General features: G+C 73.1%; 7 protein-coding genes. All 7 read right to left on the minus strand.

Going from position 1 to position 16,525, the window contains the following annotated elements; translation table 11 throughout:
* Positions 1-43 precede the first annotated feature (43 nt).
* The 7 genes from NS184_RS10115 to NS184_RS10145 all read right to left on the minus strand — a co-directional run bounded on the left by NS184_RS10115 (position 44) and on the right by NS184_RS10145 (position 16,355).
* The gene (locus NS184_RS10115; protein ID WP_242863022.1) at positions 44-1,126 is read right to left on the minus strand and encodes an Rv2578c family radical SAM protein; all 1,083 of its coding nucleotides are present in this window, start codon (positions 1,124-1,126) and stop codon (positions 44-46) included.
* Between the two features lie 49 nt (positions 1,127-1,175).
* Positions 1,176-2,663, minus strand: coding sequence for a malate:quinone oxidoreductase (locus NS184_RS10120; protein WP_083513610.1), 1,488 nt, complete (start codon positions 2,661-2,663; stop codon positions 1,176-1,178).
* Between the two features lie 118 nt (positions 2,664-2,781).
* Positions 2,782-3,834 carry an aspartate-semialdehyde dehydrogenase gene (locus tag NS184_RS10125; RefSeq protein ID WP_058725992.1) on the minus strand — a complete coding sequence of 351 codons (1,053 nt, stop codon included), beginning with the start codon at positions 3,832-3,834 and terminating at the stop codon, positions 2,782-2,784.
* A gap of 26 nt (positions 3,835-3,860) precedes the next feature.
* A complete protein-coding gene (locus tag NS184_RS10130) occupies positions 3,861-5,126 on the minus strand; it encodes an aspartate kinase (RefSeq protein WP_058725993.1) in 1,266 nt (421 codons plus the stop codon).
* A 118-nt stretch (positions 5,127-5,244) separates the two neighbouring features.
* Entirely contained in the window at positions 5,245-5,844 is a 600-nt protein-coding gene (recR, locus tag NS184_RS10135) for a recombination mediator RecR (protein ID WP_058725994.1), read from the minus strand.
* Positions 5,844-8,624, minus strand: coding sequence for a DNA polymerase III subunit gamma and tau (locus NS184_RS10140; RefSeq protein WP_058725995.1), 2,781 nt, complete (start codon positions 8,622-8,624; stop codon positions 5,844-5,846). Before NS184_RS10140 ends, recR begins: the two co-directional genes overlap by 1 nt.
* Before the next feature lie 132 nt (positions 8,625-8,756).
* Entirely contained in the window at positions 8,757-16,355 is a 7,599-nt protein-coding gene (locus NS184_RS10145; RefSeq protein WP_058725996.1) for a choice-of-anchor G family protein, read from the minus strand.
* Positions 16,356-16,525 lie beyond the last annotated feature (170 nt).

Below are 16,525 nucleotides of genomic sequence, written 5' to 3' on the forward strand. Positions count from 1 at the left end.
GGCCCGCTCCGACATCGGGTGTCCCCCGAACGCGGAGCGGATGTCAGAACAGCGTCGGCGATGTCCCGGCCACGGTACGCCGCTCGGCGAAGTCCGGTGCCGCCCGCTTGAGCGGCGTCACCCGCTTGCGGTCGACGCTGTGCCCCATCGACCCGGTGGTCGGGTCGACCGCGCCGAGACCCACGCCGTGCGCGCGCAGGATCGGCCGGATCCGCTCCCCCAGCCAGCGTCGGTAGTCCTTCGGCGCGTAGGTGTTGTCGAGGTACATCGACCGGTAGCGCTCGACGAGGTCAGGACGGTGCTGCCGCAGCCAGGCGGCCCACCACGGCTTGACCCCGGGCCGGAGGTGCAACGCCGAGTACATGATGCTCGTCGCTCCGGCCGCGACGGCACGACCGACAGCGTCGTCGAGGTGGGCTTTCGTGTCCGTGATGTACGGCAGGACGGGCATGAGGAACACGGCGCAGTCGAGTCCGGCGTCCCGGATCGCTCGGACCGTGGCCAGGCGCGCCGCCGTGGTCGGCGTCCCCGACTCGACCGACTGCTGGAGGTCGTCGTCGTACACCGCGATCGACATCGCCAGGTCGACGGGCACCCGCTCGGCCGCGGCGGCGAGGAGCGGCAGGTCACGGCGCAGCAGCGTCCCCTTCGTCAGGATGCTGAACGGGGTGCCGGCGTCGGCCAGCGCCTCGATCACACCGGGCATCAGGCGGTAGCGACCCTCAGCACGCTGGTACGGGTCGGTGTTGGTGCCGAGGGCGACCGGGTGCCCTTCCCACGTGGGCTTGGCGAGCTCGCGCCGCAGGACCTCCGCCACGTTGGTCTTCACCACGATCTGCTGGTCGAAGTCCGCGCCGCCGTCGAACTCCAGGTAGGTGTGCGTCGGGCGCGCGAAGCAGTACACGCACGCGTGACTGCACCCGCGGTACGGGTTGATCGTCCACCCGTACGTCCCGTCGCCGTCGGCACTCGGCACGCGGTTCAGGGCGCTCTTCGCCAGGACCTCGTGGAACGTGACCCCGGCGAACTCCGGCGTCGTCACGCTCCGGACGAACCCGCTGTTCGACTCCATGCCCGGGAGTGCGTCGTCCTGCGACGCGTCGATCGCCTGTCCGCTCCACCGCATGCCGCCATTCGAACACACGTTCGAACCGTGCGCAAGCCGCGGCGCCTGCTCAGTGGTGCAGGCCGAGCACCCTCGCGGTGCGCTCGAGCGTCTCGTCCGCGAGCTGCGGGTCGTCCCCGAGGTCCTTCCCGTAGGTCGGGACCATCTGCTGGACGACAGGCTGCCAGCCGGCCCAACGGTCCGGGAAGCAGCGCTCGAGGAGCTTGAGCATGATCGGCACGGCCGTGGACGCTCCGGGGCTCGCGCCGAGGAGTCCGGCGATCGAGCCGTCGGCCGCGGTGATGACCTCGGTGCCGAACTGCAGCACGCCGCCTTTCTCCTCGTCGGGCTTGATGACCTGGACGCGCTGTCCAGCCGTGATGCGGTGCCAGTTCTCCGGCTGCGCGGTCGGCATGAAGTCGCGGAGGGCGTCGAACTTCGTCTGCTTCGAGGCGAGCAGCTGGCCGACGAGGTACCGGACGAGGTCGAAGTTCGAGAACGCCACGCTCAGCATCGGGCGGAGGTTGTGCGGCCGGATGCTCTTGAACAGGTCCAGCACGGACCCCTGCTTGAGGAACTTCGGGCTGAACCCGGCGTACGGGCCGAACATGAGCGATGCGCTGCCGTCGACGATGCGGGTGTCGAGGTGCGGCACCGACATCGGGGGCGCTCCCACGCTCGCCTTGCCGTAGACCTTCGCAGAGTGCTTCTGCACGACCTCGGGGTCGTCCGTGCGGAGGAACTCCCCCGACACCGGGAACCCGCCGTAGCCGCGGATCTCCGGGATGCCCGACTTCTGCAGCAGGTGGAGTGCCCCGCCACCGGCGCCGACGAACACGAACTTCGCCGCGATGCGCTGCGTCGAGCGACCGATCTCGTTCCGGACGTCGAGCACCCACCCCTCGCTGATCTTCGAGCGCGTGACCTTCGTCACCTGGTGCGACGACTCGAACTCGACGCCGTCGATCTCGAGCTGGTCGAAGAGCTGACGCGTGAGCGAGCCGAAGTCGACGTCCGAACCCGCAGCGGAGTAGGTGGCCGCGATCGGCTGGTCCTTCTTCCGACCGGGGATCAGCGCCGGCGCCCACTGCCGGATCTGCTGCGGGTCGTCCGAGTACTCGATCCCGGCGAACAGCGGGTGGTCCTTCAGGGCGTCGTACCGCTTGCGCATGTACTCGACGTTCTCGGCCCCCCACACGAAGGAGATGTGCGGCGTCGGGTTGATGAAGTTCGACGGCTCCGGGAGCGCACCCTGCTCGACGAGGAACGACCAGAACTGCCGCGAGACCTGGAACTGCTCGTTGACACCGACGGCCTTGCTGATGTCGACGCGTCCGTCGGCGAGCTCGGGCGTGTAGTTCAGCTCGCAGAGGGCGGAGTGCCCGGTCCCGGCGTTGTTCCACGGGTTCGAGGACTCCTGGGCGACGCTGCCCAGACGCTCGTAGACGCGGATCTTCCAGCTCGGCTCCAGCCGGTGGATGATGGCGCCGAGCGTGGCGCTCATGATGCCACCCCCGACCAGGACGACGTCGATCGGATCCACCTGCTTCACTGCCACCCGTCGATCCTACCGTCGCGCGGTGGGAGCGGGGTGACGACGGCACGGCCGGGAGGCACGGTGCGGGCCCGCACCGTGCCTCCCGGCCGTCCCGTGTCGGCGTCCGGACCGGCCGACGCTATGCGGCGATCGCGCGGCGAGCGACGATCGCCTCGGCGATCTGCACCGCGTTGAGCGCGGCACCCTTGCGGAGGTTGTCGTTGCTGACGAACAGTGCCAAGCCGTGCCCCTCGGGCGCGGACTGGTCGGCACGGATGCGGCCGACGAACGACGGGTCCTGCCCGGCGGCCTGGAGCGGCGTCGGCACCTCGGAGAGCTCGACACCGGGTGCACTCGCGAGGATCTCCGTCGCGCGCTCGGGCGACAGCGGCCGGTCGAACTCGGCGTTCACCGAGATGGAGTGGCCCGTGAACACGGGGACGCGGACGCAGGTGCCGGCGACGAGGAGGTCGGGCAGCTCGAGGATCTTGCGGCTCTCGTTGCGGAGCTTCTTCTCCTCGTCGGTCTCGCCGAGACCGTCCTCGACGATGCTCCCAGCGAGCGGGACGACGTCGAAGGCGATCGGGCGGACGTACTTGACGGGCTCGGGGAACGTCACCGCGGCTCCGTCGTGCGTGAGCTGCGCCGTGTCCTGCTCGAGCGCGGCGCGTGCCTGGCCGAGCAGCTCCTCGACGCCGGCGAGCCCGGAGCCCGACACCGCCTGGTAGGTCGTCGCGACGAGGCGACGGAGCCCGGCTTCGGCGTCGAGGACCTTCAGGACGGGCATGATCGCCATCGTCGTGCAGTTCGGGTTCGCGATGATGCCCTTCGGGGCGTCGTCGATCGCGTGCGGGTTGACCTCGCTGACGACGAGCGGGACGTCGGGGTCCATGCGCCAGGCGCTGGAGTTGTCCACGACGACCGCACCGGCGGCGGCGAACTTCGGCGCGAGGGCGCGCGACGCCGTGGCGCCGGCCGAGAAGAGCGCGATGTCGATGCCCGAGGGGTCGGCGGTCTCGGAGTCCTCGACGACGATCTGCTCACCGCGGAACGGGAGCGTCGTGCCGGCGGAGCGGGCGCTCGCGAAGAAGCGGACGCGGTCGGCGGGGAACGCGCGCTCCTCGAGCAGGCGGCGCATGACGGCGCCGACCTGACCGGTGGCGCCGACGACGGCGACGGTGGGGTTGCTCATGGGGTGCTCCTGGTGGATCTGCGGGCTCAGCGGCCGGTGCCGGCGTAGACGACGGCGTCGGTCTCGCCGTCGAGGCCGAAGGCCTCGTGCACGACGCGCACGGCGTCGTTGAGGGTGTCGGCGCGGGTGACGACCGAGATCCGGATCTCCGACGTCGAGATCATCTCGATGTTGATCGAGGCCTCGTGGAGCGCACGGAACAACTGTGCGGAGACACCAGCGTTCGTGCGCATGCCGGCGCCGACGAGTGCGAGCTTGCCGATCTGGTCGTCGTACTGGATGCTCTCGTACCCGATGTCGGCCTTCGCGACCTCGAGCGCAGTGAGGACGCCCTGACCTTGGTCCTTCGGGAGGGTGAAGGAGATGTCCGTGCGACCCGTGACGGCCTCGGACACGTTCTGCACGATCATGTCGATGTTCGCACCGGCACGGGCCACGATCGTGAAGATCTCGGCGGCCTTGCCGGGGGTGTCGGGCACGCCGACGACGGTGATCTTGCCCTCGGAGAGGTCTCCGGCGATGCCGGTGATGATCGGTTCTTCCACGGTTTCCCCCTCTGCAGGGTTGTAGACGATGGTGCCCTCGGCGTTGGAGAACGACGAGCGGACGTGCAGGGTGACGCCGTGCCGACGGGCGTACTCGACGGCACGGATGTAGAGGACCTTCGCGCCGGAGGCCGCGAGCTCGAGCATCTCCTCGCTCGTGATGCGTTCGACCTTGCGGGCGCGCGGGACGACGCGGGGGTCGGCGGTGAAGATGCCGTCGACGTCGGTGTAGATCTCGCAGACGTCGGCGTCGAGCGCTGCCGCGAGGGCGACGGCCGTCGTGTCGGAGCCCCCGCGACCGAGCGTGGTGATCTCCCCCGTCGTGCGGTTGAAGCCCTGGAACCCCGCGACGATCGCGACGTGCCCGGCGTCGAGGGCCTCACGCACGCGCTTCGGGGTGACGTCGACGATCCGTGCCTTGCCGTGCTGCGCGTCGGTCAGCATGCCGGCCTGGCTGCCCGTGTACGACGACGCTTCGACACCGAGGCTCTTGATCGCCATCGCGAGGAGCGCCATCGAGATGCGCTCCCCCGCCGTGAGGAGCATGTCGAGTTCGCGGCCGGCGGGGATGGGCGTCACGGAGTGCGCGAGGTCGACGAGTTCGTCGGTGGTGTCGCCCATCGCGGAGACGGCCACGACCACGTCGTTGCCGGCCTTCTTCGTCTGGACGATCCGCTTCGCCACGCGCTTGATGCTCTCGGCGTCCGCGACGGACGATCCACCGAACTTCTGCACGATCAAGGCCACGGGTTGGTACTCCTGGGGACGGGGCGGACGCGCGGAGCGCGCGGTTCCGACAATCGTAGAGGGTGTTTCGTGGATGTTGCGTCGAGGCGGCCCCCGACGCAACGATCCTGCGTGGGGGTCAGCCGCCGACGAGCCGTCGGCCCTCGAACGCCCGGCCGAGGGTGACCTCGTCGGCGTACTCGAGGTCGCCGCCGACGGGCAGCCCGGACGCCAGGCGGGTGGTCCGGATGCCCATCGGCACGAGGAGTCGACTGAGGTACGTCGCGGTGGCCTCTCCCTCGAGGTTGGGGTCGGTGGCGATGATGACCTCGTCGACGGTGCCGTCGGCCAGGCGGGTCATCAGCTGCTGGATCCGGAGGTCGTCCGGCCCGACGCCGTCGATCGGGCTGATGGCGCCGCCGAGCACGTGGTACAGCCCGCGGAACTCCCGCGTCCGTTCGATGGCCGCGACGTCCTTCGCTTCCTCCACGACGCAGATCACGCTCGGGGAACGGCGCGGGTCACGACAGATGCTGCACTGCACGTTCTCGGTGACGTTGCCGCAGACCTCGCAGAACCGGACCTTCTCCTTGACCTCGGCGAGGAGCTCGGAGAGCCGCGTCGGGTCGAACGACTCGGTCTGGAGGATGTGGAACGCGATGCGCTGCGCCGACTTCGGTCCGATGCCGGGCAGACGGCCGAACTCGTCGATGAGGTCCTGGACGATGCCGTCGTACATCAGCCACCGTCCTCGTGGAGGGCGGTCTCCTCGATGAACTGCGCACCGAGGATCTCGCGGACGACGGCCTCACCGTAGCGACCGGCGACGGCGGTGCGACGGACCTGGGGCGCGGGCGCGGCGGCCGGACGGGCAGCCTGCCGCGGCGCCTGCTGCTGCGGGGCTGCGGCGCGCTGAGCGGGTCCACCACTCGGGGCGCCGTACCCCGGGTCCGGGAAGGGCGCACCGTCGTCGTACGGTTCGTCGTCGAGCGGGTAGTCGTCCACCGGGACGTCGGTCGACGGCGAGACCACCGAGGTCATCGCGGGGCCCGCTGTGGGAGTGCCAGCAGCAGTTGCCGTGACCTGGTCGGAGCTCGTGGCGGACTCGCCGGTCGCGGTGGACTCGGCAGCCGAGGCAGGCGCCTGCGCGGCCCGGGGTGCCGGTGCCGAGAAGGACGACGCCGGGCGGAGCTGCGCGGCGAGCGCCGCGTCGGCCGCGGGGTCCGGGCGCTGTGGTTCTGCCGGCGCCACGGGCTCGTTCGGGTCGGTCTGTCCGAACGGGGCGCCCCAGGTCGGTTGGACCGACTCGGGGACCGCGCCCGCGGACGGATCCGAGGTCGGGATCGCGGCGACCGCCCACTCCGTGACGGGTGCGCTCGGCTCGGCGGGCTGCTGCGCCGGTGTGGGCTGCCGATCCTGCTGGCGCGGCTCCTGCTGGCGCGGCTCCTGCTGGCGCGGCTCCTGCCGGCGCGACTCTTGCTGCTGCGGCTCCTGCTGCTGCGCTGGGCGTTCCTGCCGCTGGGGCTCCGGTGCCGGACGCTGCTGCTGCCCGGGTGCCTGCTGCTGCCCGGGCGCCTGCTGCTGATTGGGCGCCTGCTGCTGCGGCTGCTCCGCAGTCGGGTGCTGCTGCGCCCCAGCTGCCGCCGGTCCCCGTGCGACGAACTTCACGCGGATCCCGAGCACGTCCACGATCGCCGCACGGAGCAGCTCGCTCACGCTGGCCGAGGGGTCGGACATCTCCTTGAAGGAAGCGACGTCCTGCTGGCTCGGGAACGTCAGGGTCAGGACGTCGTCCCGCAGCGCCGTCACCTGCGCAGTCACCACGACGGACCATGCCGAACGCTTGGCACGCTGCACGTGCTCGACGACCTGCGGCCATGCGTCCCGCATCTGCTGGAAGCCGACGACCCCGACCGGTTGCACCGCCGGCTCGTCACCGACGGCCGTCCCCTGGCCGGTGGACGAGGAGCTCACGGGTGCCGAGGAACCACTCGACGGCGATCCGCCCGCGGACGACGGTTGCGGGTCCGGCGTTGCGCTCGGCACCGCTGCGGCCCACGACGCGGCGGCGTCACGCGCCGCAGCGCCCGGCGCGGTCGCTGTCTCCTGCCCCGGAGCAGCGACGGACGACGCGGGGGCGCCGGCGGAGCGCGGTGGCTGCGCCGGCGCGGAGGCGGTCGATGCGGGAGCGGCCGGAGCGGTCGCGGCCGGAGCGGTCGCGGCGCCGGGCGCGGTCTGCCGCGCGGAGGACGACGTCGGTGCCGGGGACGGCGTCGGAGCAGCGGGGGCCTGACCGCGGCTCGACTCGGCACCGCCGGCAGCGCGAACCGGCTCGGCCTGGTGCCCACCGGCGTCACCGACACCGATGCGTCGCTCGAGCCGCTCGACCCGCGCGAGGGCACCACGTTGGGTGTCGTCGCTCTCCGGCACCAGGATGCGCGCCGTCATCAGCTCAAGGTGCAGGCGGGGCGAGGTGGCACCGGTCATCTCCGTGAGCGCCCGGTTCGCGATGTCGGCCGCACGGGAGAGCCCGGTGGCGCCGAACACACCGGCCTGCCTGGTCATCGTGTCGAGCTCTTCCGGCGACACCCCACGGAGGACGGCGGCCGCGCTCTCGTTCGTCGCGGCGACGACGATGAGGTCACGGAGGCGCTCGAGCAGGTCCTCGACGAAGCGCCGCGGGTCCTGCCCGGTCTGCACCACGCGGTCGACCGCCGCGAACGCGGACGCAGGGTCGGCCACGGCGAGCGCGTCCACGACGTCGTCGAGGAGCGCGGCGTCCGTGTAGCCGAGCAGAGCGACGGCGCGTTCGTAGGCGATCGCACCGTCCTCGCTCCCGGCGATGAGCTGGTCGAGCAGCGACAGGGTGTCACGGACCGATCCGCCGCCGGCGCGCACGACGAGCGGGAGCACGCCCGCAGCGACCGACACGGACTCCTGCTGGCAGAGCTGCTCGACGTACTCGAGCATCGCGGCGGGCGGTACGAGTCGGAACGGGTAGTGGTGGGTCCGCGAGCGGATGGTGCCGATGACCTTCTCGGGCTCGGTGGTCGCGAAGATGAACTTGACGTGCTCCGGCGGCTCCTCCACGAGTTTGAGCAGGGCGTTGAAGCCCTGCGGCGTGACCATGTGGGCCTCGTCGAGGATGAAGATCTTGTAGCGGTCGCGGGCGGGGGCGAACACCGCACGGTCGCGGAGGTCGCGCGCGTCGTCGACGCCGTTGTGGCTCGCCGCGTCGATCTCGATCACGTCGAGCGACCCGCCGCCGCCGCGGGCGAGCTCGACGCAGCTCGGGCACACGCCGCAGGGCGTGTCGGTCGGCCCCTCAGCGCAGTTGAGGCAGCGCGCGAGGATGCGCGCGGACGTCGTCTTGCCACAGCCGCGGGGGCCGCTGAACAGGTAGGCGTGGTTGACCCGGTTCGTCCGCAACGCGGTGCGCAGCGGATCGGTGACCTGGGACTGCCCGATCAGCTCGGCGAAGTTCTCGGGCCGGTAACGGCGATACAGGGCGGTGACCACGCGACCAAGGGTAGTCGGCACCGCCGACACCACCAGCCGTCTCCACAGGACCCGGCCGACCGACGGACGGGAGGCACGGTGCGGGCGTGCACCGTGCCTCCAGTCCGTCTCCTGGTCGCGTCGCGACCGGCGTCAGCCCCTGCGTCGACGAACCCCGCGGGCGAGCCGCGACAGGCCGAGGAGCAGGAACCCGAGCGCCACGAGTCCGGCTGCCGCGCTCGCGAGGGGTGCCACGTCGGCACCGGTGAAGGCGAGACCGCCACCCGTCCCGACTCCGCTGCCGCTGCCGGGCGCCCCCGGAGTGCCGGGCGTGCCGGGCGTGCCCGGCGTACCAGGCGCACCAGGCGCACCAGGCGCACCAGGCGTGCCCGGCGTGCCCGGCGTACCAGGCGCACCAGGCGTGCCCGGTGCACCAGGCGTACCCGGCGTACCCGGCGTACCCGGCGTGCCCGGCTCACCCGGTACGGACGGTGCCGCGTCCACCACGACGCGCACGGACTGCGCCGCGGAGGTCGCTCCCGCGACCGTCTGCGTGACGCTGATCGTGTGCGGACCGACGAGCAACCGGAGCACGACGCTCCAGGAGCCGTCCGTCCCCGCGGTGACCGTGACCGGTGCTCCGCCGTCGACCGACAGGGTGACGGTCGAGCCGGGGTCCGCCGTCCCGGTCACGCGCCAGTCGGTGTACCCGGCCGCGTTCGCCTGCTGGTGCGCCCCGGGCGTCGGCGCCGTGATCGCGAGCGGGTCCACCGCGGCGACCACGACCGCGACCGGCTCGGCCGCGGTGGCGACCCCGTTCACGCTCTCGGTCGCACGGATCGTCCACTCGCCCTCCGGCACGCGGTCGAAGGTGACGCTCCAGGCGCCCGTGGCGTCCGCGGCCGTCGTCCGCGACTGCCCGTCGGACAGGGTGACGACGACGAGTGCGCGGGGCGTCGCGGTCCCGCGGACGGTGAACGAACCGGTGTCGCCCGTGCCCGTCGCGGGGATGAGCTGGCCGGGCACCGGGCTGGTGATCGTGATGCCCGTGGGCTGCGCGACCACCACGGTGACGCCCACCGTGACCGGCCGCGAGGTGACGCCGCCGACGGTCTCGGTGACCGCGATGGTGTGGTCACCCGCGGGCACGCCCGGCACCGTGACGGTCCACGACCCGTCACCGCCGGCGAGGGTCGTCCGTGTGCGCCCGTCGATGTCCACGGTGACGCGCGCGCCGGGCTCTGCGGTGCCGGACAGCGGCACGTCCGCGGTCCCGCTCGGGACCGTGAACACCTGGCCGTCGACGGGGGTCCGGACCTCGACGCCGCTCGCGGCCTGCACCGTGAAGCCGACCGCCGGTGCGGACGACGACTCCGAGCCGATGCGCTGCGACGCCGCGACCGTGTGCGCCCCGGTGCCGACCGACGGTACGTCGACGGACCAGTCGCCGTCGTCGTCGGCGGTCGTGGTCACGGGGTCGCCGCCGTCGACACGGACGCTGACCGCCGCTCGCGGAGCCGCGGTGCCGGTCACCGTGACCGTGGTGGACCCGCCGAGCACGCGGTAGACCACGCCTTCGGCTGGAGCGGTCACGACGACGGCGTCGGCCGGTGCGACCTCGACGGTGTACGCGCGGTCGATCGGCGTCGACACCGTGCTGCCGACGACCTGGCGCACCTCGATCGTGTGGCCGCCCGGCTCCACGCCCGTGAGGGTCGTCGACCAGCGGCCGTCGCCGGCGACGGGGACCTCGACGGGCGCGCCGTCGTCGGCGACGAGCCGGACGGTCGCACCCGGGTCCCCGCTGCCGGCCACGGGGACGTCGGTGGACGTCGTCCCGTTCGGCACCGTGATCGTGGCGTCGGCTGCCGGGCTGGTCAGCGTGAGCGCGCGACCGGCGGTGACGGTGAACGTGCTCGTGACCGCGGGCGAGGTGGACGCCCCGATCGTCTGGGTGGCGCGCACGGTGTGCTCGCCGGTGCCGACCGTCCCGAGGTCGACGCTCCAGGTGCCGCCCGTCGCGGTCGTCGTGACCGGGTCCCCGCCGTCGATGGTCACACGGACGGTGGCGCCCGCGTCGGCCGCGCCGGCCGCCGTGACCGCGACCTGCGAGTCCGGCTGCGCGACCCGGACCACGGTCCCGTCGCCCGGTGTGGCGATCGTGATCGGGTCCGCGACGGCGACGCTCACCCGGACCTCGACCGGCTCGGAGACGGTGTCGCCGATCCGCTGCGTGACCCGGACCGTGGTCGGGTCGCCCGCCGGCACGTCCGGCACCGAGACCGACCAGTCGCCGTCCTCGTCGGCCGTGGTGGACTCGCTGCGGCCGCCGCCGAGGTCGACCACGACGGTGGCGCCGGGCTCGGCGGTCCCGGCGACGTCGACCGTGGTGGTGGCGTCCGGTCCGGCGACGGTGTACTCCTGCCCCGCCGTCGGCTCCGTCACCGTCACCGGGTCACCGGCCACGACGACGACGTCGCGCTCGACCGGTGTGGTCGAGGTGGAGCCGCCGACCGTCTGCGTGGCGCTGACCGTGTGCGTCGCGACGCCCAGGTCCGGGACGTCGATGCTCCACGACCCGTCCGTGCCCGCCGTCGTCCGCACCGGGTCGCGGTCGTCGACGGTGAGTTCGACGGTGGCGCCCGGCTGGGCGTCGCCCGCGACGGTGACGGTCGTGGTGGCGTCCGGTCCGGCGACCGTGACGGGGTCCGAGGGCTGCCGGATCGTGAGCACCGCCGCGGCCACGACCGAGACGGACCGCTCGACGGCGGCGCTCGTGGTGCCGCCGATCGACTGCGTCACCGACGCCGTCGACGATCCCACCGGGACGGCCTCGACGGTGGCGTCCCATGTACCGTCCTGGCGCACGAGGGCCGTGGCGGTGCGGCCGCCACCGAGGTCGACGGTCACCTCCGCACCGGGCGCGCCGGTCCCGACGAAGTCGACGTCGGTCGTCGCGTCCTCGTCCGCGACCGTGACGGTCGTGGCCCCGGCCGGGGTCCGGACGACGAGCGGCGCACCGGCGGCGACCGTCACGTCGACGGTCACCGGCGCGGACTGCCGCCCGTCGACCGACTGCGTCGCCGTGACTCGGTGGTCCCCGACCGGCACGTCCGTGAACGTGTGCGTCCAGTCACCGTCCGCGGTGCTCGTCACCGTCTCCGACGCTCCCGTGGAGAGCCGGACGGTCACATCCGTGTCCGGCTGCGCCGTCCCCGTCACCGTCACGTCGACGGTCCCGGTGGCGTCCGCGACGGTGATGGTCGCGTCGTCCTCGGGCTCGGTGATCGCGAGCGCCGCGGCTGCGCGCACCTCGACGGTCTGCTCCGGACTGGAGGCAGTGGTGCCGCCCACGGTCTGGGTCGCGACGAGCGGGTGGTCGCCCTCCGGCACGGCGGTGAAGACGACCGTCCAGTCGCCGTCGTCGTCCGCGGTGGTGGTCAGCTCGTCGTCGGCGAGGGTCACCCGCACCGGGGCACCGGGGTCGGCGGTGCCGACGACTTTCACCGGACGGGTGTTCCCGGCGTCCGGCACGTACAGGATCCCGGCGCCCGGCGACGTGATCTCCACGGGGTCGGCGGCCTCGAGCGTCACCGTCCGCTCCGCCGGCGTGGACGTCGCGCCCGCGACCTCCTGGGTGACCGACACGGTGTACGCACCGACGCCGAGGTCCGGCAGGGTCACCGACCAGGACCCGTCGCCAGCGGCGGTCGTGGTGCGGTCGTCCTGCTCGGGCACCGACAGGGTGACCGTCGCCCCGGGCTGTGCCGTGCCCGTGACGCGCACGTCGCGCGTGACGTCCTCGCCCGCGACGCGGATCGGGTCGGTCGTCGGTGCGGTGATCCGGACGGGCGCGGCCGTGACGACCTGGAACGTGGTCGGGATCGCGCTCGTGCTCACGCTGCCGACGGTCTGCGTCGCGTTGACGGTGTGCGTGCCGGTCGGTGCGATGCCGGTCGCGGTGACGGTCCACGCGCCGCTGGTCGGGTCGGCCGCCGTCGTGAGCGCCGTTCCGCCGTCCACGGAGACCGACACCGCGGCGCCGGGTTCGGCCGTGCCGGTGATCGGGACCGTCGCGCGGGCGTCCTCGTCGACGACGACGATGCGCGTGCCGACGGGCGGGGTCTCGATCGTGATGGCCGTCCCGGGCACGACCGAGAAGGCACGGGAGACGGTGTCGCCCTGCGTGCCGTTGACGGTCGCGACCGCGGTGACGGTGTGGTCGTCGGTGTCGAGCCGGACACTGCCGGTCGCCGGTGCGGTCCAGCGGCCGTCCGGGCCCGCCGTGACCTCGATCGGGTCACCGTCGTCGAAGCGGACCGTGACGGTGGCACCGGGTTCGGCGGTGCCGGTGGCGACGACCGGAGCCGAGCCACCGGGGCCGGCCGCGATCTCGGCGTCGGCGACCGGTGTGTCGATGGCGACCGGGGCGCCGGCGATGATCGAGAAGTCCCGGTCGACGGGGTCGGACGTGGCGCCGCCGACGGTCTGCGTGACCCGCACGGTGTGGTCGTCGACGTCGACGTCGGGCAGGGTCACCGACCAGGTGCCGTCGTCGCCCGCGGTCGTCGTCACGAGCGCGCCGCCGTCGAGCCGGACGTCCACGTCGGCGTCGGGCTCGGCCGTACCGGAGACCCTGACGTCGATGGTCGAGTCGGCGGTGGCGACGGTCGTGCTGCTGTCCTGCGTCGGCGTCGTGACGGTCAGTGCCGCGGCGGCCCGGACGGTGAGGGTCCTCGTGACCACCGGCGAGGTGGTGTCGCCGACCGTCTGCGTGGCACTGAGCGTGCGGGTCCCGACCGGCACCCCGGCCACGCTGAGGGCCCAGTCGCCCGCGTCGCCGGCGGTCGTGCTGGCCGCGAGCCCCGAGCCGAGGGAGACGTCCACGGTGGCGCCGGGCTGCGCCGTGCCGGTGACGCGGAGGTCGGTCGTGTCGTCGGCGGTGAGCACCGTCAGCACGGCACCGTCCGCGGGCGCGGTCAGCACGAGCCGTGCACCCGTCGCGACGGCGAAGTCGCTCGTCACGGGGTCCGACGTCGTGCCGGCGACCGTCTGCGTCGCGGTGGCGGTGCGCTCCCCCACGGGGACGCCCGCGAAGGTGGCGCTCCACCGGCCGTCGTCGCCCGCGGTCGTCGTCGCCGCGAACGCCCCGCCGATCGAGACCGACACCCGGGCTCCCGGAGCGGCGGTACCGCGGACCGTCACGGATGTGGTCGAGGTCGGGTCGGCCACACGGATCGTGCTGCCGTCCGCGGGTGCACTGATCGTCACCCGCGCGGCGGCCGTGACGGTGAACGCGCGACGGACCGCTTCGCTCGTCGACCCGCCGACGGTCTGGGTCACGGCGGCGTCGTACGAGCCGGCGGGCACGTCCGGCACGGTCGCCGACCACGCCCCGTTCGCCGCAGCCGTCGTCGACGCGGTGCGGCCGCCGCCGAGGTCGACGTCGACCGTGGCCGCGGGCTGCGCCGTCCCGGACAGGACGACCTCGCGGGCGGTGCCGGCGAGCGGGAGGTCCTGCCCCGCGCTGGGCGAAGCGATCTCGAGGTCGGCGGCCTGCGCGATGCGGAAGGAGCGGATGACGGGGGTGGACGTGGTGTCCCCGACGGTCTGGGTCACGCTGGCGGTCCAACTGCCCGTCGGCAGGTCCGTCACCGGCACGCTCCAGGAGCCGTCCGCGGCGACGGTCGCCGTTCCGGTGCGCCCGCCACCGAGGTCGACGTCGACGCGCGCACCGGGCGTCGCCGTGCCGGTGACCGTCACCGTGGTCGAGGACCTCGCGATGGTGACCGTCTGGCCGGCGGTGGGCGAGGTGACCACGAGCGGCTGCTGTGCCACGACGGTGAAGCGCTGCGTGGCGGTGCCCGCGGCCGTGCCCCCGACGGTCTGCGTCGCGGTCGCCGTGTACTCGCCGGTCGGCACGTTCGCGATCGCCGTCGTCCACGCGCCGTTCGCCGCGACGGTCGCGGTGCCGGTGCGGCCGCCGCCGAGGTCGACGCGGATGGACGCGCCGGGTTCGCCCGCGCCGTTCACCGTGATGCTGCGCGTGGAGTCCGGGGTGGGCACGCTGAACTGCTGCCCCGCGGTCGGCGCGGTGATCGTCGGCGTCGCGAACGCGGTCGCCCGCACGGTCGAGGTCGCGAGGTCGACCGTCGCCACGTCCGCGCCGGGCAGGACGGACAGCCGGAGGGCGTGCACGCTCCGGGCACCGGTGTCGTCGCCGCGGCCGTCGCGGAAGCCGGTGCTCGTGTCCTGCGCGTTCACCGTGAGGGCGACGACCTGTCGGAGGAGCAGCACGACCGGTGCGAGCGTCCGTGCCACCGCGGTCGTCGTGGCCCGCAGCGCGGTCCCGAGGTCGTCGAGTGCCGTCCCGGTCACGAGCGGTCGGACGAGCGTCTGCGCCGCCGGGATGACGAGCGAGGTGATCGCGGGCGTGAGGAGCTCTCCGAGGAGTCCGAGCCCGAGCGGGCCGCCCGTCACGGTCGTCGTGGGGGTGCCGGGTGCGCTGCCGGCGAGCTGTCCGAGGGTCGAGTCCACCCGGATCGTGAGCGGGGCGAGCGTCGCGACCGCGGTCCGGACGTTCGCCGCGACGTCGATGCGCACGGCGGTCGAGTTGATCGTGTTCACCACGGCGGTCCGGAGCGCGGTCGGCAGCTGCGTGCCGAGGATGGTCGAGATGCTCTGGTTGATCGACGCCACTGCCGCGTCCGTCAGCACCGGTGTGTTCGCCGGCCGACCGTTGAGCGCCGTGAGCCCGTCGAGGTCGACCGTGATCGCGCCGGTCGACGGGGTGATCGTCACGGCGCCGTCGGTCAGGGGCTGGGCGAGCACCTGCGTGAGCGTGTCGTCGAGGTTCAGGTCCACGGACGCCTTGACCGTCGTGCCGTCGACGGTCACGAGCGTCCCGAGCGCGGTGGTCCGCAGGAGGCGTTGGAGTTCGGCCGTCAGACCGGTCGTGACGCCGGAGAACGCCCCGTTGGCGCCGACGGTCGTGTTCACCGTGGTGGAGAACGACCGGAGGTCGCTGCGGAGCGACGTGCTCAGCCCGGCGACCGCGGGGCTCGTGAGGTCGAGCCGTGCGCTGGCGATCCGGTAGTCGCTCGTCGTCGTCACTGTCGCCCCGCGCGTCGCGGTGATCGTCGAGGCCAACGCGCCGACCTGGAGGCGTCCGGTCGAGAGCACCGACGTGTCGGCGCCGGCGCGGGACAGGAGCGGACGCAGGTCGAGCGTCGCCGCGTTCGTGCCGGTCCCCGATCCGACCCCGATCGCGCCGTCGTCGGTCAGGAGCCCGGCCGAGGCGGTCGCCGCGGTCGCCGAGCTGCGCGCGTACTGCCCGTCCACGCCGAGCGTCAGGATGCCGTTCGACCCGAGCAGGTCGATGGTGTTCCCGAGCCGGACGCCGAGCGCGTTCACGGCGGTGAGGTCGAGCGGCTGGCTCGTGGTGCCGCCCCCGGTCGTCGCGGCCCGGGCGGAGTAGGCTCCGCCGAGTCGTGCGATCGTGTCGACGTCGACGATGCCGGACCCCCCGAGCAGGACCCCCTCGGCCTCGGCGACGTCGGACTGCGCCGCCGTCGCCGGTTGGATCGCCACGGTGGCGGCGACCAGCGCCGTCACCGTGGCGACGACAGCGCCGCGCAGCAGTGGACGCCGGTCACGCGGTGCTCGTCGTCGAGCACGGCTCCCAGCACCGTCGATCCGTCGTTCCCCGATGCCCGCCGCGACGGTACGCCGCGACGACACGTGCTCGCGCATGCGTGTCCCGTTCCTGGCGGGCGCACCCGCCACCTGATCCTCGGAACTCCCCCGCTGGTGAGGCGGTGGAGGGTCGGAACCTTGGTTGGAGGTTCCTGGGACCGATCTTCACACACGATCAGGAATCTGTCCGCGCCCGGCTCACGAAAGGACTCCCCACGCACCCCGCA

Source organism: Curtobacterium luteum, from assembly GCF_001475545.1.
Taxonomy (GTDB): domain Bacteria; phylum Actinomycetota; class Actinomycetes; order Actinomycetales; family Microbacteriaceae; genus Curtobacterium; species Curtobacterium luteum_A.

Excerpts from the sequence above, each read along its gene's own strand:
- NS184_RS10115 (WP_242863022.1), bottom strand. The coding sequence starts at position 1,126 with ATGCGGTGGAGCGGACAGGCGATCGACGCGTCGCAGGACGACGCACTC.
- NS184_RS10125 (WP_058725992.1), bottom strand. The coding sequence starts at position 3,834 with ATGAGCAACCCCACCGTCGCCGTCGTCGGCGCCACCGGTCAGGTCGGC.
- recR (WP_058725994.1), bottom strand. The coding sequence starts at position 5,844 with ATGTACGACGGCATCGTCCAGGACCTCATCGACGAGTTCGGCCGTCTG.
- NS184_RS10145 (WP_058725996.1), bottom strand. The coding sequence starts at position 16,355 with ATGCGCGAGCACGTGTCGTCGCGGCGTACCGTCGCGGCGGGCATCGGG.